Source organism: Brevibacillus sp. FW306-2-1A-C05A, assembly GCF_058781555.1.
This window is the reverse complement of the sequence record NZ_JBYSWV010000003.1, coordinates 64,836-83,260: the sequence shown is the minus strand read 5'-3', so window position 1 is coordinate 83,260 and position 18,425 is coordinate 64,836. Positions and strand designations below refer to the sequence as shown.

The window sequence follows — 18,425 nt, the reverse complement described above, 5'->3', positions numbered from 1 at the left end:
AAACCCTTCCGCAGCATGGTCGGAAGGGTTTGGTCTATTGATTCGCTTAGCGTTGCAACTGCGCCCGTTTTGGCAAAAGGTCGTGGCCGACTACATCCGCGTACGTCTCGCGTTTGACGACCAGCTCGGCCTCTCCGTCCTTCACGAACACAACAGCCGGACGAGCGATGCGGTTGTAGTTGTTGGACATGGAATAGCCGTAAGCCCCTGTGCTGGTCACAGCCAAAATATCGCCCGCAACCGCTGGCGGCAGCTTCACGTCCCAAATCAGCATGTCGCCAGACTCGCAGCATTTGCCTGCAATCGAAACGACTTCGCTGGCAGGCTGGTTCATCTTGTTGGCAATCGCCGCTTCATACTGCGCATTGTACAGGGCAGGACGCAAGTTGTCCGTCATGCCTCCGTCCACCGCGACGTATTTGCGGACGTTCGGAATTTCTTTTTGGGAGCCGATTCGGTACAAAGTAGTGCCCGCGTCGCCCACGATGCTGCGGCCTGGCTCGATCCACAGCTCAGGGAGCGGAATTGCACGCGCAGTTAGCTCTTCGCGAACGACATCGGTAATCGCCTTGATGTACGTTTCGGCTGGCTGCGGCGTGTCGCCCTCCACATAGCGGATTCCGAAGCCTCCGCCCACGTTCAATACTTCTGGCAGGAAGCCGTACTGTTCTTTTGCTTCGCCCAAAAGCTCTGTCAACCGCCTTACCGCGACGAGGAAGCCGTCTGTTTCAAAAATTTGCGAGCCGATATGGCTATGAACGCCCAATAAGTGCAGATGATTGCTCTCCTGTGCATAGCGGATCGCTTCCAGCGCCTGACCGTTTTGCACGTCAAAGCCAAACTTGGAGTCGATTTGCCCCGTGGAAATGTATTCGTGCGTATGAGCTTCCACACCTGGCGTCACGCGCAGGAGAACCGCAATCTTTTCGCCGCGCTCCTCGGCCAGATCGGCAAGCACGTGAAGCTCATAAAAATTGTCTACCACAAAACAGCCGATTTTCGCATCCAGCGCCATCTTGATTTCGTCTATCGACTTGTTGTTGCCGTGGAAGTGAATGCGCTCTGCCGGAAAACCTGCCTGCAGCGCTGTGTACAGCTCACCCCCCGATACGACATCGAGAGAAAGCCCTTCTTCCTCTACCAGTTTGCACATCGCCATCGTGCAAAACGCTTTGCTGGCGTACGCGACCTGAAACGAGAAGCCCGTTTGCCTGAACGCCTCTACAAAGCTGCGGCACTTTGCGCGAATGTGTGCCTCGTCATATACGTACAGCGGCGTGCCGTACGTAGCTGCCAGGCTGGTCGTATCACAGCCCCCGATTTCCAGATGTCCCTGCTCGTTCACTCGACTTGTCCCGTGTAAAAACATAATTGGCTCCTCCCAGTCTAAACCCGCCGATTCTAACAGCCCAGATCCTATAGAGAAAGGCAACCGACCCCAATGCGTCAGTTGCCATACATAACAAGCATCGTAAGGCTTCCCCATCAATTTACTACAAGCCTGTGCTTTTGACAATGGGTGATGACATCCGTTTTCTGAATATTATTGACGAGAGGAATTTTGGGAGCGAACGATACTCGGACGCCGGTTTTTGCTTGGAACCGCCAGGCGGACGACGACATCCTTCATCGCCTTGTAGTTAAAAGGAATGAGCGGCCACAAATAAGGCGTGTTGAGCGATCGCGTCGCAGCCAGGCCGACCAGGACAGCGAGGAAGCCGATCATCAGGCCCGGCGTCGAGAAGAAGCCGACCATCAAGATCAGGAAAATGCGCACCAGCCGATTCGCTAGGCTCAGCTCGTAGCTTGGCGTCGCAAACATGCCGATTGCCGCCACGGCGAGGTACAAAATGACCTCCGGCGCAAACAGCCCGACTTTGATCGCGACATCCCCCACGAGAATCGCCGCCAAAAGCCCCATCGCGACCGAAAGCGGTGTGGGGGTATGAATCGCGGCCATTCTCATCAAATCTAGCCCCAGCTCCGCCATAATAAATTGCGCCAGCAGTGGAATGTTGCCTTTATCCTTAATGCCGATGAAATGAAGCGGCTCCGGAATCATCGACGGATGCATTACCAGAAGCAGCCAGATCGGCAAAACGAACACCGAAACCAAAATTCCGAAGAAACGCACCCAGCGCAAGTACGCTCCCACGACAGGAGTCTGGCGGTATTCCTCTGCGTGCTGGACGTGATGAAAATAAGTCGCAGGAGTAATCATGACGCTCGGCGATGTGTCTACGTAAATCAGCACATGTCCTTCCAAAAGGTGTACCGCCGCCACGTCGGGTCGCTCGGTATAGCGGACCAGCGGAAACGGATTCAGCGTCTTCCCGATGATGAACTCCTCAATCGTCTTCTCCGCCATCGGAATCCCGTCGATCTGGATATTTTGCAGCCGTTCTTTCAATTCGTCCACCAGATCCGGGTTCGCTACATCTTGCAGGTACGCGACGGCGACATCCGTTTTGGTGCGCTCGCCAATCTGCATGATCTCGAATCGCAACCGCTCGTCGCGTATCCGCCTGCGCGTCAGCACCGTATTCGTCACGATCGCCTCGGTGAAGCCATCGTGCGCCCCGCGAACAATCCGCTCCGTGTCCGGCTCCTGCGGCGTACGCGTGGGCAACACTTTCGCATCCATAATGATCGCATGGGGAGAGTGGTCGATAATCAGCCCGACCTGCCCGACCAGCAGCTTGTCCATAAACTCGTCTGTTGTATCGACTTTGACGAGCTGAAAAAACGGAATGAACTTGTAAAACAGCGTATCAAACAAATTGTCCGCGACGTCCCTGCCGCGCAAGTCGTTGATCTCCCGCATGATTTGCGTGACGAGCTGACTCTCCACAAACCCGTTTATGTAGTACATAAGCAGCTTCGTGTTGCCCACAAAAAACTCGTGGACGCCGATGTCAAAGCTTTTTCCTACCCCGAGCCTGTCGTTTAGATACTCCTTGTTTTCCTCAATTCGGTCCGAGATGGGGCGTCTTTTCTCCGTCACTGTCGCCATAGGCACCGCTCCTTTCCATGATCCATTGCACCGCCCTTTTGGTGATCGGGCAGCCGTTTTGCAAGCTGTCGCGCCCGTCCATTTTCCCGATGTCTCCGATGCCGATGACATTGGGCAGCTTCAAGGTGTTCAAAATATCGACGGTGTCGCCGTAAATATGATGCTGCAGCTCTTGATCCGCATATCCGTCCTTGTCGACCGCCCCCTCTACGATCTGCCCCTGGTTGTCGACGGAATAGGCAACCGTCACACCGTGTACCCAGTTCGTATGAGAGGCGACTGCGAGCGCGCCAATCACTTCGATGTCCGGGTGGCTGGCGACGTATTCAATCGCCCGCTCCCCGCGCCCTTTGCCAAAATCGCCGTTGTCATCGAACATGACGATGACCGGATCGTGGGGCGCCATCTTGATGAGCTCCACCACCTGCTTGCCGGAAACAGGAGTCGGATTTCCCGCAGACAGCGAAATGCACCTGCCTCCCAGCTCTTTCGCGACGCTCTCCACTGCTTTTTGCGCGATATGGTCGCCGTCTGTCACCAGGATGACCTTGCGCCGCTGATCCTCCCTCATTTGCTCACCGTCCCTGCCCCTGCTGCGTCAGCCTTTCGGTTTGAAGACGAGCGAAGCCAAAAAGCCGAACGCAATCGCAGCCGATATCCCTGCACTGGTGACTTCAAAAATGCCGGTAGCGACCCCGATCAGGCCGTTTTGCTCCGCTTCGCTGATCGCTCCGTGATACAGCGCATGTCCGAAGCTCGTAATCGGCACCGTGGCACCTGCTCCGGCAAAATCAATGAACTTGTCGTACACGCCGATAAAATCGAGCACAACCCCTGACACTACCAACGTACTCATCACGTGAGCCGGGGTGAGCTTGCCGACATCGAGAAGCAGTTGCCCGATGACGCAGACAAGCCCTCCGACGACAAATGCAATTACATATTCCATCATTGTCCTCCTTCGAGCGCAACCGCATGGGCGATGCACGGAATCGAATTGCCTTGCTGCGTGCTGACCGGACTGAGCAGAGCCCCCGTCGCGCATACCAGCACTTTTTTCAGCAAGCCGCGGTTCAACTGGTCCATAATGTAGCTGTAGGTCACAACGGCGCTGCTGGCGCAGCCGCTGCCGCCTGCGAATACGTCCTGATCCGGCGTGTAGATCATCAGGCCGCAGTCGTTGTACACCCCGTCCATATCGTAGCCTTCTGCGAGCATCAGCTCTTTGACGATCGGATAGCCGACAGACGCCAAATCGCCTGTCACGATCAGATCGTAGTCTTTCGGCTCTCGTCCCGTATCCTGAAAATGGGTCAAAAAGGTCGATACCGCCGCAGGTGCCATGGCTGAGCCCATGTCAAACGGGTCTTTAATGCCCATGTCCACCACTTTTCCCAGCGTCGCATACGTAATCCGCGGCCCCGTCCCCCCAATTCCAATCAGCCCGGCTCCCGCTCCCGTCACGGTCCATTGCGCGCTCGGCGGCTTTTGCCCGCCGTATTCGGTCGGATAGCGATACTGTCGCTCTGCCGTGGCGTTATGGCTGCTGCAGGCAGCTACTGCCCTGTCTGCGTAGCCTGCGTTTACCAGAGCCGTCGCCGTAGCCAGTGTCAGCATCGAGGTCGAGCACGCCCCGTACATCCCCAACAGCGGAATCTCCAGCTTTTCGGCCGTGAAGTTGGTCGTGATGTTCTGATTCAGCAGATCGCCTGCCAAAATGACATCGACGTCCTGGCCCGTCACGCCCGCTTTTTTCAGCGCGGTGGAGACGGCGTCCTCCATCAGCTTCCGCTCCGCATTCTCCCACGTATCCTGGCTTGCGTACATGTCGTCGTGAATCACGTCAAACAAGGAGGCCAGTGGCCCTTCGCCTTCCTTCGGCCCTACTGCGACCGCCGAGCTTTGCAGGCGGACGTTCTGGTCGAAGCGCCAGGTCTGGCGGCTCACGCGTTTCTGTTGTGGATTGCTTGACACAGACAGCCCTCCCGTCAAAAGAACATGTGATACAGGCTTTTTAAAACGCCCGCAACAAAGGCAGCCACCACCCCGAACACAATGACGGAGCCTGCGAGCTTGAACATGTTGCCGCCCACTCCGAGAACCAGTCCCTCGCTGCGATGCTCGATAGCGGCCGACGCGATGGAGTTGGCGAAGCCCGTTACCGGAACGGCAGAGCCCGCCCCGGCGTACTGGCCGATGTTGTCATAGACGCCGAGCCCCGTCAGCAGCACAGACAAAAAGATCAGCGTGGCAACTGTCGGATTGCTCGCGGTCTTCTCGGTAAAGCCGAAAAAATGGATATACATATTTTGAATAACCTGTCCCAAAAGACAAATCGTTCCCCCGACCCAAAACGCCCGCAACGAGTTCAAGAGGACATTGCGCTTCGGCTGATACTTGGAAGCCTGCTGCTGGTAAAGCTGCTTCGTCATCTGCATCGATCCGAGCGATTTCGATTTCGTTTTGGTTGCCATGCCCTTTCACTCCTTTGTAAGTCCATAGATCCTGCCAGGTCCCCTACCTCTATCTTTCCTTCTTCAAACTTTGCCTATGAATAGCGGTATTTACCAATTCACAGATGCAAGAGCCATTGCAGAAGCGAGCCGGTGACTTTGCCGAACACGACCGCCATCAACAGAAACAGCAGACTGCCATCCATGCTGATCCGCTTCGCCAAAATCGGAAAGACGTTCAGCACCTCGGTCAAGCCGGCAGCCAGTGTGCCGACAAATACGCCCGCAAACAGCCCGTAAAGCGAGGTAACGACGACTGGCATATGAGCTTTGACGTGAAAAAAGTCAATCAGCGTAAAAAAAAGCGCCCCCATCACCAAGGCCCATTCCAGTGCGCGAATATGACGGTGAGCGTTGGTCAGTTGCGTCAGCCTCGGGATAATGTCCAGTACGGTAATGAAGGCGACAAGCCCGCTCCCCACCGCAAGCCCGCCGCCCAGTCCAATCAAGACCAGCAAGCCGCATGCCCATACGCTCATAGCTTCGTTCGCTGGTTTTCTTTGTTCTCGTTCTGGATGTAGTACTGGTCGAGGCTTTGCTGGTACATGAACAGCTCCACTTCCAGGGGGCTTGGCTCTTCGTTGATTTTTTTCTCGAAAATATGGTTGAAAAACAAAATCATCCCCATGCCGATCCCGATCGAATACGGAATCTGCAGCCAGAGCGGCTGCTTGCTCTGCTCACCCGTGATGAGATAAAAAATGCGCTCGTGCACCTCGCGCATGCTGACGTCCGTGTGGAAGTTCATAATCGCCAGGCCCGAGCCGATGAACAAAAGCAGCCAGACGAGCGCAACCAGCACAGGGTTCGCTTTTTTCCGCGGGTTCAGCACTTCCACAATGATTTGCGGCGCTCCCTGGATTTCCAGCTCGACTTCCGGATAGACGGAGCGGACTCTCTGGATAACCTGCATGATGTCGATGACGATCAAGTTGCCGTCCGTCGGCTTGACCTGATAGATTGGCATTCGCTTTAACGCATCCTCGCGTTTCCCATCCCAAAAAAGCTGGCAAATATCCCCTAGCGTAATCATCGCCTCCGGCTTGACTGCCAGACGCTTTCTCAGACGGAGAAACAGCGCGTCTTTCATGAAAACTCCTCCCTGCCTAAAACGTGCTCATTTATCCCGTAGTATGTGCCCGCAGCCAAAATCCATACCCGAAAAAAGGCTGCGGCTGCCATGTACAGGCAAACCAAAAACACCCAAGCGCCAGGCTTCGGTGTTTTCCATCCTTCTATTCGGCTATCAGTGTTCGATCTGATCCTTGATCGTTTGCAAAATGCGCTTCTCCAGACGGGACACCTGAACCTGGGAGATTCCGAGCCGCTCCGCCACCTCAGACTGGGTCTGGTCTTTGTAGTAGCGCAAATAGACAATGAGCTGCTCGCGCTCGCTCAACCGACTGATCGCATCCTTCAGCGCGATTTTTTCAAACCACTTGTTCACGCCTTCGTCGGCGATCTGGTCGATCAGCGTAATCGGGTCTCCGTCATTCTCAAAGACTGTCTCGTGAATCGAGGAAGGCGCCCGATTCGCTTCCTGGGCAAACACCACTTCCTCCGGCGTGATTCCGACGGCGTCTGCCACCTCGGCAATCGTGGGTGCGCGGCCAAATTGCTTGTACAGCTCATCCTTTGTTCGTCGCACCTTGTTCGCGGTCTCCTTGAGCGATCGACTAACCTTGACTGTGCCGTCATCACGCAAAAACCGTTGGATTTCGCCAATAATCATCGGCACGGCATACGTCGAGAACCTGACGTCATAGGAAAGGTCGAATTTGTCCACAGCTTTCAAGAGGCCAATACAACCAATTTGAAACAAATCATCCGCTTCGTACCCTCGGTTGATAAAGCGCTGGACGACGGACCAGACCAACCGGATATTGCTGTTCACAAGAAGCTCGCGCGCTTCGGTGTCTCCAGCCTGGCTTTTGGCGATTAGCTCTTTCACTTGGTCATTGGTCAGAAATGGTTGACTCGCATTTTTGATATCGGCACCCATTGGCACTACCCCTAATTTTGCAAGGCTTTGGCAAACGACAGGCGTTTGGTCAGACGAACGGTTGTCCCTTTACCAACAGCCGTCGCGACTTCCAAAGAATCCATGAAATTCTCCATAATGGTAAAGCCCATTCCCGAGCGCTCCAGCTCAGGCTTGGTCGTATAAAGCGGCTGCATCGCCTGCTCCACATCCTCGATTCCTTTTCCGTTGTCCTCCACGACCAGCTCCACAGCTCCCTCGTCGATTCGCACAGAGATATGTACCACGCCCTCTGGATTTTCGTCGTAGCCGTGAATGATGGCGTTCGTGACAGCCTCGGATACAACCGTCTTGATCTCCTCCAGCTCATCCATCGTGATGTCGAGCTGCGAGATAAACGAAGCGACCGCAATTCGCGCAAACGCCTCATTTTGGCTCAGTGCAGCAAACGATACGGACATAAAATTGCGCTGTACCTTCATTTACGCCACCCCCAGAACAAGCAGAGCATCTGCTTCATTTTCGCGGAACTTGATTACTTTGAACAGGCCAGACATTTCAAAGATCCGGTAAATGGTGGGGTTGATCGAGCATACGTACATTTCCCCCGAGCGGGCGGATATTTGCTTGTAGCGCCCCAAAATCACGCCGATACCGGAACTGTCCATGAAAGCCAAATCAGCCAGGCTCAGTACGATATGACGAATGTTGGGTGTACGCAAAATATCATCCACTTTGCTGCGCAGCTCTTCGGCTGTATGATGGTCCAGCTCTCCCTGCAAGCGGATCACCAGCACGTCCTGCCGGGTCTCCATCGCAATCCGTAAACTCATGGCTGACTCACTCCTTCTCCCTTGAATAACCCTCTCTTTCTGCTTCGCCCAAACCAATTCCTGCCAGGCGACAAAAGAACAAAAAAATCGAGCAGCCGCGCCATCGCATTCGAGGCAACTCGATTCTTTTCGCGCTTCTTTGCTGTCTGTCAGTAACTAATCAAAACGCCCTTGGTGGTTCGCTTGAGAATCTCCCACATGCTTGCTTTATTCACTTGTTGCTCCGGGAACAGGTCAATCCGGTTTACTTCGCGGCCGTCTTTCGTGCGGATGAAAATATGGCCGACGACCTGGTCCTTCGAGAGTGGAGCGTTGACGGAGCGGTTCATGACGACTTCTTTCGTGTACGTGTCCGCCGACTCGCCTTTTTTCATCAGCAGGCTGACGGCTTGTGGCGTCACCACGTTGACTTTGGGCGTCTGCCCTTTATCCACCGTGAGCGACTCCACCGTCTCGCCTTTTTTGTACATCGGCATCACCTGGAAATGGGTGAAAGCGTAGTTGAACATCGTGGACACTTCGTTGTTGCGCGTCTTGACGTCAGGCTCGCCCATAACGACCGCGATGATGCGCATATTGTTGCGTTTGGCGGTAGCGGTCAGGCAGTACTTGGCCTCGCCTGTAAAGCCGGTCTTCAAGCCGTCTACGCCTTCGTAAAAACGGACGAGTCGGTTCGTATTGACCAACCAGAACGGGCTTGCCGAGTCTTTGCGCAAATAATCCTGGTACGTCCCGGTAAACTTCGTAATCCCTTCGTGCTTCAGCAGCTCACGCGACATGATCGCGATGTCTGCCGCAGAGGAGTAGTGATTTTCCGCAGGCAAGCCGTTAGAGTTGACAAAATGCGTGTTTTTCATCCCCAACTGCTTCGCCCGCTCGTTCATCCGGTTGACAAAGCTCTCTTCCGTTCCGGCGAGATGCTCTGCCATGGCGACTGAAGCGTCGTTGCCCGAGGCGATCGCGATGCCTTTTATCATGTCCTCTACCGTCATTTCCTCGCCGGGCTGCAAAAAGATTTGCGAGCCGCCCATCGACGCTGCTCGTTCGCTGGTTCTAACCTTATCGGTAAATTTAAGCTCTCCCCGTTCCACCGCCTCCATAATCAAGAGCATCGTCATCACCTTGGTGATGCTGGCGGGTGGCATTTTTTCGTTTGCATTTTTTTCGTACAACACCGTTCCCGTGTCTGCTTCAATCATGATCGCAGACGAGGCGTGCGGGGCAAAATTCATCTCGCTGTTTGGCGGAGCTGCTTTTTCTTTTGCCAACGCACCCATCGGAGAAAAGATGGTCACACACATGATGAAGCAAGAAGCCAAGTATCCTATCCGTTTCATAGCAGTCCCTTCCCTCCATTCATGGTTTTATTCTCACCAAGGGGGTAGGAAAATATTCACAAAAAAAATCCCTTCCGCATTTCGCAGAAGGGATTCGTTTTAGATCACAAAACGGCTGACATTTTCCGTCAATTCGTCTGCCATCTTTTTCAATTGTTCCACATTTTCGTTGATGCGCGCAATCGAATTCAACTGCTCGTCTACCGTCTCGACAACCCCGGAGATCGACTCGCTGATTTCGTCGGACATGCTGGCCAGACGCTGCATCGAATTGGTTACAACCTGATTGCCCGCAGCCATTTCCTCGGAGGTCGCCGTCATGGACTCGCTCTGCTCCGCAGCCGACTGAATCTCCGCCACGATGTTTTGGAACGTCGTGCCCACAGACTCGACAGACTTCAAGCCGCCGCCTACCATCGTGACGATTTCGTCCATATGCTTGCTCATATCCATCGCTTCATCGTTAATCGAGTGAGCGATAGCGGCAATGCGCTCGGAGAAGGAGCTGCTCTCTTCTGCCAGCTTGCGCACCTCGCTCGCCACGACCGAGAAGCCGCGTCCTGCTTCGCCTGCGCGCGCCGCCTCAATCGCCGCGTTCAACGCGAGCAAATTTGTCTGTGAGGCGATGCTCGTAATCATTTCGACGATACTGGTAATCTCGCGGGCCCGCTCGCGCAAGCTGTGCATTTGCGCGGCTGTGCGTTCCACCTCGCCTGTCGCGCGGCGTACCGTGTCAATGACGTCCTCGACCAGTTGCATACCGCCCTGGGCGCGCTCAAACGTCCGCGTCGTCGCAATCGAAGTGGACTCCGCCGCGATCGCTACCTGCTCGACGCCTTGCGAGATTTCCGAGACGGTCGTCGCCGTCGCCTGCACCTCGTTCGTCTGCGTGGAAACCCGTTGCGCGATCGTCGAGATGTTGTCAGTGATGACGCTGATCGCCCCTTTGTTGTCCTGGGCGAACTGCGTCAGCTCGTCTGTCGCCACGTTCAACTGGGTTGCTTGTCCTTGCACGAGCGCAATCAGCTTGCGCAGCTCGGCAGCCATCTCGTTCATCTTGCGGCCTACCATCGCCAGCTCGTCATTGCCGTTTACGTTGACATGGACGTCGAAGTGGCCTGAGCCGATGCGATCCATGTCTCTGGCAATCGCAAACAGCGAGAGGCGAATCCGCTTGGCGAACCACCAGATCGCCCATACCGACAGCGCAATAATCGGCAGGCTGAACAGGACAAAGTACAGCCACATGCCATTCACTTCGCCGTACACTTCATCGCTGCCCGTCGACAGGACGACGTTCCACTTCAACAGGTGGATCGGCGCAAAGGCAGCGAAGGAATCTTTGCCGTGATCGGAGTACAACAGGCTGTTGCTCATGTCATGCTTCATCAACTCCAGCATTTCCTCGTAGTCCGACTGCCCTGCGAGCACCAGCTTGTTGTTGTTTTGCGGGTTTTGGTGAGCAACGACCAGCCCGTCCTGCCGAACGACAAACGCATATCCGTTTTGCATGAAGGAGATTTCCGGAATTTTTTCCGTCATCTGGTCAATCGTAAATCCGACGACGAACATGCGGCTCGTATCGCTGTTTTTCTCCCCGACAGGTGTCGCAATATAAAGAAAACTCTTATTAATGCCCTCAACAATTTCCTCGTCTGAAATGACCGTTTTCCCGGTACTCATGACCCGTTGGTAATACTGCTTTTGCTTGAAGTCAATCTCGTTTTTCCCGGTCAGGGAGTAGAGCGACCTCCCGCTGCTGCTGTCTATCAAATAAATTTTGGATATTTCTTTATGCGATTGCCGCATCAGCGTGAACTGCTCCATAATCAACGGCTCCAGCTCTGTCATCATGACGCGCTTGGCGGCAGCCGATTCTGTCGACTTCACGATTGTTTGAATCCAGTCTTCCATGCTGGCCGCGTGCTGCTCCGCCAGCATTTTCGCTTGCTTGGAAGTAATGGAGAGCAAAGTAGATTTTGAAAAAGAAAGCGCTATGTATTGCAACGAGCCAATAATGATAAGTACGAGAATCAAGCCAAAGACAATCATCTTTGTTGCCAGGGAGCCCCGCAGTTTTTCTGTGGCGAGCAGGCTCTTGATGTTTCCTTTTCCAGAAAACGAAAACCCAGCCCCTTTCTTTTTCCATTTCGGCGACAAAAATCGGCTCATGATGCTGCCTCCTTTTCATACCCTACATTTTCTAGTGATGGTTTTGAAAAAAAATACCATTGAAAAAGGTTATCAACTGTACTTATACCCTGTTTTCCAAGTGGTAAAACCTCCCTTTATGAAAGGAGCGAGTTCCGGGTCTGATGCATCCGAGAACTCGCTTTCTTCATGAAAAGATTAATTGTACAAGTGACAAGCAGCGAAGTGTCCGGGCTCGACTTCTTTCCATACTGGTACAGATGCAGCACACTCCGGCATTGCTTTCGGGCAACGCGTGCGGAAATGACAGCCGCTTGGCGGGTTCATTGGGCTAGGTACATCACCTTGCAGCACGATGCGCTCGCGGTTGCGCTCCACCTCTGGGTCTGGGATCGGAATCGCAGACAACAGGGCTTGCGTATAAGGATGGAGCGGTTTTTCATACAAAGCGTCGCTTTCGGCCAGCTCGACCATTTTGCCCAGGTACATAACGGCAACGCGGTCGGAGATGTATTTCACCATAGACAGGTCATGGGCAATGAACATGTAGGTCAGGCCCATTCTTTCCTGAAGCTGCTCAAGCAGGTTGACAACCTGTGCCTGAACGGATACGTCGAGAGCGGAAATCGGCTCGTCACAAACAATAAACTTAGGTTCTACAGCCAGCGCACGGGCAATCCCGATACGTTGGCGCTGACCGCCCGAAAACTCGTGCGGGAAGCGGTTCATGTGCTCAGGGTTCAAGCTGACCAAAGAAAGCAGCTCCTGGATGCGTTCCTTGCGCTTTTGCCCGGTAGCAAGGCCGTGAATGTCAAGCGCCTCGCCGATGATATCCCCAACAGTCATACGCGGGTTCAAGGAAGCGTACGGGTCCTGGAAAATCATCTGCATGTTGCGGCGCATGGCCTTCATTTCCTGATGATTCAAATTCATGATGCTTTTGCCTTCAAAGAGGACGTCCCCGCCAGTCGCGTCATATAAACGAAGAATCGTACGACCCGCGGTGGACTTCCCACAGCCGGACTCCCCTACTACTCCGAGAGTTTCCCCCCGTTTGATTTCAAACGAGATATCATTCACAGCTTTCAGAGTATTATCGCCAATGGAAAAGAACTTTTTCAAGTTGCGTACTTCAATGAGTGTCTCACGGTTATCCACTGTTTACCCTCCTCCTACGATCCTGCGCGGTTCTGAGCGAGCGGGTGCTGCAGCCAGCATGCTGCTCGTTGGGTCGTGCTGATTTCGTTCAACTCAGGATCGATCTCCTGGCAAACACGCATAGCCGATTCGCAGCGAGCGGTGAAGCCACAGCCCACTGGCGGACGCAGAAGGTCCGGCGGTGTTCCGAAGATCGGAGTCAACGGCTCATCACGGTTCAAGTCCAGACGCGGCACAGAGCGCAGCAGACCTTTCGTGTACGGATGTTGCGGGTTGTAGAAAATGTCATCTACTGTGCCCGTTTCAATCACTTTCCCAGCGTACATGACGATCACGCGGTCGCACATCTCAGCAACAACACCAAGGTCATGCGTAATGAGGATAATGGAAGTACCCGTTTTCTTTTGCAAGTCTTTCATCAAATCCAAAATCTGAGCCTGAATCGTTACGTCCAAAGCTGTTGTCGGCTCATCCGCTATCAACAGCTTGGGCGAACAGGCGAGAGAGATGGCGATCATCGCCCGTTGGCGCATCCCGCCGGAAAACTCGTGTGGATATTGCTCCACACGTTTTTCCGGTTGCGGGATACCTACCATGGTCAACAGCTCAATCGCGCGATCGCGAGCGGCTGCACGGCTCATGTTTTGGTGCTTGATAAGTCCCTCGGTAATCTGGTTGCCAATGGTCATCGTCGGGTTCAACGATGTCATCGGGTCCTGGAAAATCATCCCGATGTCTTTTCCGCGGATGGATTCCATTTCTTTATTCGACTTTTTGACAATGTTCTGTCCATTAAAGAGGATTTCGCCTTTTTTGATCTCGCCTGGCGGCATCGGGATCAGCTTCATGAGGGTTTGAGCGGTTACGGATTTACCGCAACCGGACTCCCCTACAATCGCTACTGCTTCCCCGCGATTTACGTGAAAATTAACGCCTCGTACTGCTTTGACTTCACCTGCATACGTATGGAAGGAGACATGCAGGTCTTTTACTTCGAGAATGCGTTCCATAACGATGATCCCTCCTATTTACGCAGGCGTGGGTCTACTGCATCGCGCAGACCGTCACCAAACAAGTTAAATGCCAAGATGGTCACGGAGATGAAAAGGGCCGGGAACATCAACCGCCACGGATAGTACTTCATGGCAGGCAAACCTTCTGAGGACATCGTGCCCCAGGAAGCAACAGGCGCCGCTACCCCCAAACCGATAAAGGACAGGAAAGACTCTGCGAAAATCGCGGACGGTACAGTCAAGCTGAGCGTAACGATGATTGGACCCAAAGCGTTTGGAATCAGGTGTTTAAAGATCAAACGGCCGCTGTCAGCACCAAGGGAGCGCGCTGCCAGCACGAATTCTTGCGATTTGAGCTGCAAAATTTGCCCGCGCACAATCCGGGCCATCCCAATCCACCCCGTTATCGTCAAGGCGATAATGATCGTGCCGACCCCGGGGGCTAAGACAACCATCAGCAAAATAACGACAAGCAAGTACGGAATAGCGAACAAAATATCAGCGAAACGCATCATGATCTCGTCTACTTTACCGCCATAGAAACCGGCAATACCGCCCCAGATGACCCCGATAATCAAGTCGATGAAGGCAGCAGCCAGACCAACTTCCAAGGAAATGCGAGCTCCGTACCAAATCCGCACGAACATGTCGCGTCCAAGGTCATCCGTACCAAACCAGTGCTCAGCGGATGGCTTTTTGTTTTTGCCAGCCAAATCGGTTGTGAAATAGTCGTTGGAAGACACCATCGGAATGACGACAGCACATACCATCAGCGCGACGATAAAGATCAAGGAAGCCATCGCGACTTTATTCATTTTCAAGCGACGCCATACATCCGCCCAGAAAGAGAGGCTCGGACGCTTGATCGCTTCTGCTTGGCGAAGATCGACCGAAATCGGTTCAAAATGCTCTTTTGTCAATTGCTGCATTTTCACATTACTCCCTTCCTGCGTCTGCGAGTTTAATTCGTGGGTCTACCAAGGTGTACGCGATGTCCACAATCAGGATCATCACTACGAGAATGATGGAGTAGAAGACCGTTGTCCCCATGATAACCGTGTAGTCGCGGTTGGTGATGGACAATACGAATTCACGACCCAGACCAGGAACCCCGAAGATACGCTCGATAACGAATGCACCAGTCAGGATGTTGGCAATCAATGGACCGAGGTAAGTAATAACCGGCAAGAGCGCGTTGCGAATTGCGTGCTTCACGGTAATCGTAAAGGTGTGCAGACCTTTTGCTTTTGCCGTTTTGATGTAGTCTTGTCCAAGGACTTCAATCATATTGGAACGCGTCAAACGAGCGATAAAAGCCATTGGCGACGCGGCGAGTGCGAGAGATGGCAAAATCGTGTACTCGAAGCCTTCCCATTTTGCGATAGGCAAAAGACCCCATTGAATCGCGAAGAAATACTGATAAAATGATGCCAAGATGAAACCTGGAACGGATAGCCCCAAAACTGCTATCACCATAGCGGAATAATCTTGCCACTTGTTATGCTTCAGTGCTGCAACCACCCCAAGGATAATACCTCCGAAGATTGCCAAGAGCAATGCTTGTGCTCCCAAGTGCGCTGATACAGGGAAACCGCGATTAATCATTTCGTTTACCGTCGAAGATTTTTCTGTAAACGACGGACCCAAATCCCAAGTAACGACACCCTTCAAATATTCGAAGTACTGCTCGTGCAGCGGCAAATTCAGCTTGTATTTGGCCTCGAGTGCCGCTTTAATCTCATCAGGAACGTTTTTCTCTGATGTAAATGGTCCACCCGGTACCGCTTTCATGATGAAGAAGGTGGCCGTTACAATCAGGAAGAGCGAGATGAGCATGAAGATGATGCGCTTACCAAGATAACGGATCAACTAATTTACCCCCTTGACAGATTTGATTGCTTTCACGTCCCATCTTTACACTGCGGACGTTACCGACACAGTGCAAAAATCGGCTGTGTAAATAACCCGAAAATGATCTCTTGCGTTGAAACTTTTCTCTATATTTTTCTTTTCCAGCTTGTTTGCGAGCTGGTATTTATGGGAAGGGACTGCATAGCAGAAGGTATATGGGTTTCCATATACCCTCTGCCGCAATACCCGATTCCTTCAGTTAGATTACTCTACGTATGCCCATTTCCAGTCGACGTCTCCCAGACCGCCAATGACAACGCCTTTGACGTTTTCTTTCTGTACCCAAGAGTTGGTATAGAAGTAAATTGGCATGATCGGCATTTCGTCCATCAAGATTTGCTCGGCATCTGCGAGAATTTTCTTACGCTTCTCCGGATCAGCTTCCAGAGCAGATTGGTTCAGGAGCTCTTTGAACTTCGGATTTTCCCAACGCGTATCGTTGTTTCCACCCAGTTTGTCCTTGTACAGCTCCAGGAAGTTGATTGGATCGTTAAAGTCGCCCAACCAGCCCATACGGCCTACTTGGAAGTTACCCGCATGCATGTCTTCCAGGTACACTTTCCACTCTTTGTTTTCCAGCTTCACTTCTACTCCGAGGTTTTTCTTCCATTGGTCTTGGATCGCTTCCGCAATCTTTTTGTGACCTTCGGAAGTGTTGTACGACAAGGTAATTGGCGGCAGCTTTGTCAGGCCTTTTTCTTTCATGCCTTCTTCCAAAAGCTTTTTCGCTGTTTCCAGGTCGTTGTCCTTGAAGTAGCCGTTCGGGTTCAGGACCATGGATGGCGGTACTGCCCCTGTTGCCGGGATTTGTCCGGTTTGCAGAATATTGTCAATCAGGGCTTGGCGGTTAATCGAGTAAGCAAAAGCTTTCCGAATCTTCACATTATCGAACGGAGGTTTTTCCACGTTGAACTTGTACCAGTACGTACCCGCGATTGGCTGGGTCGTAATTTTGCCTTGCTCCTTCAGCGCAGGAATCGCATCTGTCGGCAGCGCGCTCATTGGAGCACCCGCCCAATCCAGTTCTCCGTTTTCAAACATGGACAATTCGGTGTTCTCGTCCTCTACCATGGAGAACTCGATGCGATCGAGCTTCACGGCATCCTTGTCCCAATAGTTTTCGTTTTTCACGAGCACGAGCTTGCTTTTGTGCTCCCAGGATTCCATTTTGAACGGGCCGTTGCCCACGTGGGTTTTCGCTTCGCCAGCCCACTTCTCGTTGGCTTCGATCACTTTTTTGTTAACAGGGAAGTAGGTTGGGAAAGCAGTCAGCTCCAGGAAGAATGGAGTCGGATTTTCAAGCTTTACTTCCAAAGTCTTGTCATCCAGTGCCTTCACACCAACATCATCAAGCTTAGCTTCGTTTTTGTTCGCTTTTTCACCGTTCTTAATGTAGTAGAGCTGATAAGCGTAGTTTGCTCCGGTTTTCGGATCGAGTGCCCGCTTCCAGGCGTACTCGAAGTCGTGCGCTGTTACCGGATCGCCATTGCTCCATTTTGCGTCGCGAATGGTGAACTTGTAGGTCAGCATGTCTTCAGAGACTTCCACTTTCTCGGCAGCCGCCTCATGAGGCTTTCCGTCTTCTCCGATGCGGGTGAGACCGTCAAAGGTAGCGCGGATAATCGCTGCGGAAGTAGTGTCTTCCGAAAGGCCAGGGTCAGCCGTAGGTGGCTCAGAGTGCAGGTTCAGTTTCAGAACTTGTGGTTTTTTCTCTGCCTCTGGTGTTGCCGCAGGCTGTTCGGTGCTCGAATTGTTCGACGGTTGTGCTGGAGTGGAAGCTTGCTGGCCACCGCAACCGGCCAATGCCGTACCCAAAACTGCAATCGAGCTTACAAGTGCAAATACATTCTTTTTCAACGCAATAACCCCCCGTACGTTTTCTTTTTTGTCTTTTTTCAGAAAATAAAGGACGAAAAAACGAACATGGCCCGAAGCTTCCTGACTTCGGCTAGAAGGCATCAACCCCTTTCACTGCAGGGTCACCTCGTCATCGTGAACGATAGAGAAGGAATCTTTGTACTGCTTCAGTTCCAACGAAACATCCGCGCCTACAATCCCTTCAATTTGAGAGAGTCGTTCATTGACGAAAGTGATCAGCTCGTCATTGCTATGGAAACACGCTTGGATAATCAAGTCGTGCTTACCGCTAAATGCACCCACAAACCGGACTGCAGAGAATTTGCTCAACTCTTCTGCCACATTTTTCTGTGAACCGAGTTTGGTGGTCAACCCGATGATTGCTTGTACTTTCAGCCCAAGCTTTGCCGGGTCGGGATGAATAACGAATTGAAAGACTCCATCTTGCAACAGACGGGTAATGCGAGATCGAATGGTTCCCTCGCTCACGCCAAGTTGATGCGCGATTTCTGTGTACGGGATTCGTCCGTCTTCCTGGAGGATTTGCAGAATCTGCTTGTCAACATGGTCCAACTTTCTCATAAATACGTTTTTCCGGGAACCTCCATCCTTTTTTTACGAAACTCGAAAAAATCTTTAATAATTTGTCTGTTACATT

Annotated in this window: 19 protein-coding genes; all 19 read right to left on the bottom strand. The window is 52.7% G+C overall.

Translation table 11 applies throughout. The features are described 5' to 3' along the window. Positions 1 to 46: 46 nt before the first annotated feature. Positions 47 to 1,369, bottom strand: coding sequence for a diaminopimelate decarboxylase (gene lysA, locus AC3WJN_RS04390; RefSeq protein WP_221842149.1), 1,323 nt, complete (start codon positions 1,367 to 1,369; stop codon positions 47 to 49). Positions 1,370 to 1,543: 174 nt separating this feature from the next. After that, positions 1,544 to 3,013 (bottom strand): spore germination protein, encoded by a 1,470-nt coding sequence (locus tag AC3WJN_RS04385; protein ID WP_005836013.1) that lies wholly within the window; start codon positions 3,011 to 3,013, stop codon positions 1,544 to 1,546. Beyond that, positions 2,967 to 3,584, bottom strand: a complete 618-nt coding sequence (gene spoVAEA, locus AC3WJN_RS04380) for a stage V sporulation protein SpoVABEA (protein WP_005836014.1) — start codon at positions 3,582 to 3,584, stop codon at positions 2,967 to 2,969. The genes AC3WJN_RS04385 and spoVAEA overlap by 47 nt, the downstream gene beginning before the upstream one ends. Before the next feature lie 27 nt (positions 3,585 to 3,611). Then, complete coding sequence (gene spoVAE / locus AC3WJN_RS04375) at positions 3,612 to 3,962, bottom strand: stage V sporulation protein AE (RefSeq protein WP_005836016.1); 351 nt, start codon at positions 3,960 to 3,962, stop codon at positions 3,612 to 3,614. Then, positions 3,962 to 4,987, bottom strand: a complete 1,026-nt coding sequence (gene spoVAD, locus AC3WJN_RS04370) for a stage V sporulation protein AD (RefSeq protein ID WP_005836018.1) — start codon at positions 4,985 to 4,987, stop codon at positions 3,962 to 3,964. Before spoVAD ends, spoVAE begins: the two co-directional genes overlap by 1 nt. A 14-nt stretch (positions 4,988 to 5,001) precedes the next feature. Further along, positions 5,002 to 5,487 carry a stage V sporulation protein AC gene (spoVAC, locus tag AC3WJN_RS04365; protein ID WP_005836019.1) on the bottom strand — a complete coding sequence of 162 codons (486 nt, stop codon included), beginning with the start codon at positions 5,485 to 5,487 and terminating at the stop codon, positions 5,002 to 5,004. Between the two features lie 98 nt (positions 5,488 to 5,585). Further along, positions 5,586 to 6,005 carry a stage V sporulation protein AB gene (locus tag AC3WJN_RS04360; RefSeq protein WP_007785524.1) on the bottom strand — a complete coding sequence of 140 codons (420 nt, stop codon included), beginning with the start codon at positions 6,003 to 6,005 and terminating at the stop codon, positions 5,586 to 5,588. Next, positions 6,002 to 6,616: a stage V sporulation protein AA gene (locus AC3WJN_RS04355; RefSeq protein WP_005827376.1), complete on the bottom strand. Its 615-nt coding sequence runs from the start codon at positions 6,614 to 6,616 to the stop codon at positions 6,002 to 6,004. The genes AC3WJN_RS04360 and AC3WJN_RS04355 overlap by 4 nt, the downstream gene beginning before the upstream one ends. Before the next feature lie 156 nt (positions 6,617 to 6,772). After that, complete coding sequence (gene sigF / locus AC3WJN_RS04350; RefSeq protein ID WP_005827375.1) at positions 6,773 to 7,528, bottom strand: RNA polymerase sporulation sigma factor SigF; 756 nt, start codon at positions 7,526 to 7,528, stop codon at positions 6,773 to 6,775. 11 nt (positions 7,529 to 7,539) lie between these two features. Then, positions 7,540 to 7,989 carry an anti-sigma F factor gene (gene spoIIAB / locus AC3WJN_RS04345; RefSeq protein ID WP_005827374.1) on the bottom strand — a complete coding sequence of 150 codons (450 nt, stop codon included), beginning with the start codon at positions 7,987 to 7,989 and terminating at the stop codon, positions 7,540 to 7,542. Then, positions 7,990 to 8,340: an anti-sigma F factor antagonist gene (gene spoIIAA, locus AC3WJN_RS04340; RefSeq protein WP_005827373.1), complete on the bottom strand. Its 351-nt coding sequence runs from the start codon at positions 8,338 to 8,340 to the stop codon at positions 7,990 to 7,992. A 149-nt stretch (positions 8,341 to 8,489) separates the two neighbouring features. Continuing rightward, on the bottom strand, positions 8,490 to 9,677 hold the full coding sequence (locus AC3WJN_RS04335; protein ID WP_005827372.1) for a D-alanyl-D-alanine carboxypeptidase family protein: 1,188 nt from the start codon (positions 9,675 to 9,677) through the stop codon (positions 8,490 to 8,492). Between the two features lie 99 nt (positions 9,678 to 9,776). After that, the gene (locus tag AC3WJN_RS04330; RefSeq protein ID WP_005827371.1) at positions 9,777 to 11,849 is read right to left on the bottom strand and encodes a methyl-accepting chemotaxis protein; all 2,073 of its coding nucleotides are present in this window, start codon (positions 11,847 to 11,849) and stop codon (positions 9,777 to 9,779) included. 177 nt (positions 11,850 to 12,026) lie between these two features. Then, positions 12,027 to 12,986 carry an ABC transporter ATP-binding protein gene (locus AC3WJN_RS04325; protein WP_005827370.1) on the bottom strand — a complete coding sequence of 320 codons (960 nt, stop codon included), beginning with the start codon at positions 12,984 to 12,986 and terminating at the stop codon, positions 12,027 to 12,029. A gap of 14 nt (positions 12,987 to 13,000) precedes the next feature. Next, entirely contained in the window at positions 13,001 to 13,996 is a 996-nt protein-coding gene (locus AC3WJN_RS04320) for an ABC transporter ATP-binding protein (protein WP_005827369.1), read from the bottom strand. A gap of 14 nt (positions 13,997 to 14,010) precedes the next feature. Next, the gene (locus AC3WJN_RS04315) at positions 14,011 to 14,928 is read right to left on the bottom strand and encodes an ABC transporter permease (protein ID WP_005827368.1); all 918 of its coding nucleotides are present in this window, start codon (positions 14,926 to 14,928) and stop codon (positions 14,011 to 14,013) included. Between the two features lie 7 nt (positions 14,929 to 14,935). Then, on the bottom strand, positions 14,936 to 15,868 hold the full coding sequence (locus AC3WJN_RS04310) for an ABC transporter permease (RefSeq protein ID WP_005827367.1): 933 nt from the start codon (positions 15,866 to 15,868) through the stop codon (positions 14,936 to 14,938). Between the two features lie 246 nt (positions 15,869 to 16,114). Then, positions 16,115 to 17,767 (bottom strand): peptide ABC transporter substrate-binding protein, encoded by a 1,653-nt coding sequence (locus AC3WJN_RS04305; protein ID WP_007785533.1) that lies wholly within the window; start codon positions 17,765 to 17,767, stop codon positions 16,115 to 16,117. Between the two features lie 111 nt (positions 17,768 to 17,878). Then, positions 17,879 to 18,349 (bottom strand): Lrp/AsnC family transcriptional regulator, encoded by a 471-nt coding sequence (locus AC3WJN_RS04300; RefSeq protein WP_005827364.1) that lies wholly within the window; start codon positions 18,347 to 18,349, stop codon positions 17,879 to 17,881. Positions 18,350 to 18,425: the final 76 nt, after the last annotated feature.

What these genes read in the sequence shown, in the direction of transcription:
- spoVAC (WP_005836019.1), bottom strand. Translation starts at nt 5,487, where the DNA reads ATGGCAACCAAAACGAAATCGAAATCGCTCGGATCGATGCAGATGACG.
- spoVAE (WP_005836016.1), bottom strand. Translation starts at nt 3,962, where the DNA reads ATGGAATATGTAATTGCATTTGTCGTCGGAGGGCTTGTCTGCGTCATC.
- AC3WJN_RS04315 (WP_005827368.1), bottom strand. Translation starts at nt 14,928, where the DNA reads ATGCAGCAATTGACAAAAGAGCATTTTGAACCGATTTCGGTCGATCTT.
- AC3WJN_RS04385 (WP_005836013.1), bottom strand. Translation starts at nt 3,013, where the DNA reads ATGGCGACAGTGACGGAGAAAAGACGCCCCATCTCGGACCGAATTGAG.
- spoVAEA (WP_005836014.1), bottom strand. Translation starts at nt 3,584, where the DNA reads ATGAGGGAGGATCAGCGGCGCAAGGTCATCCTGGTGACAGACGGCGAC.
- lysA (WP_221842149.1), bottom strand. Translation starts at nt 1,369, where the DNA reads ATGTTTTTACACGGGACAAGTCGAGTGAACGAGCAGGGACATCTGGAA.
- spoIIAB (WP_005827374.1), bottom strand. Translation starts at nt 7,989, where the DNA reads ATGAAGGTACAGCGCAATTTTATGTCCGTATCGTTTGCTGCACTGAGC.
- AC3WJN_RS04320 (WP_005827369.1), bottom strand. Translation starts at nt 13,996, where the DNA reads ATGGAACGCATTCTCGAAGTAAAAGACCTGCATGTCTCCTTCCATACG.
- AC3WJN_RS04330 (WP_005827371.1), bottom strand. Translation starts at nt 11,849, where the DNA reads ATGAGCCGATTTTTGTCGCCGAAATGGAAAAAGAAAGGGGCTGGGTTT.
- sigF (WP_005827375.1), bottom strand. Translation starts at nt 7,528, where the DNA reads ATGGGTGCCGATATCAAAAATGCGAGTCAACCATTTCTGACCAATGAC.
- AC3WJN_RS04355 (WP_005827376.1), bottom strand. Translation starts at nt 6,616, where the DNA reads ATGAAAGACGCGCTGTTTCTCCGTCTGAGAAAGCGTCTGGCAGTCAAG.
- spoIIAA (WP_005827373.1), bottom strand. Translation starts at nt 8,340, where the DNA reads ATGAGTTTACGGATTGCGATGGAGACCCGGCAGGACGTGCTGGTGATC.
- AC3WJN_RS04300 (WP_005827364.1), bottom strand. Translation starts at nt 18,349, where the DNA reads ATGAGAAAGTTGGACCATGTTGACAAGCAGATTCTGCAAATCCTCCAG.
- AC3WJN_RS04335 (WP_005827372.1), bottom strand. Translation starts at nt 9,677, where the DNA reads ATGAAACGGATAGGATACTTGGCTTCTTGCTTCATCATGTGTGTGACC.
- AC3WJN_RS04360 (WP_007785524.1), bottom strand. Translation starts at nt 6,005, where the DNA reads ATGAGCGTATGGGCATGCGGCTTGCTGGTCTTGATTGGACTGGGCGGC.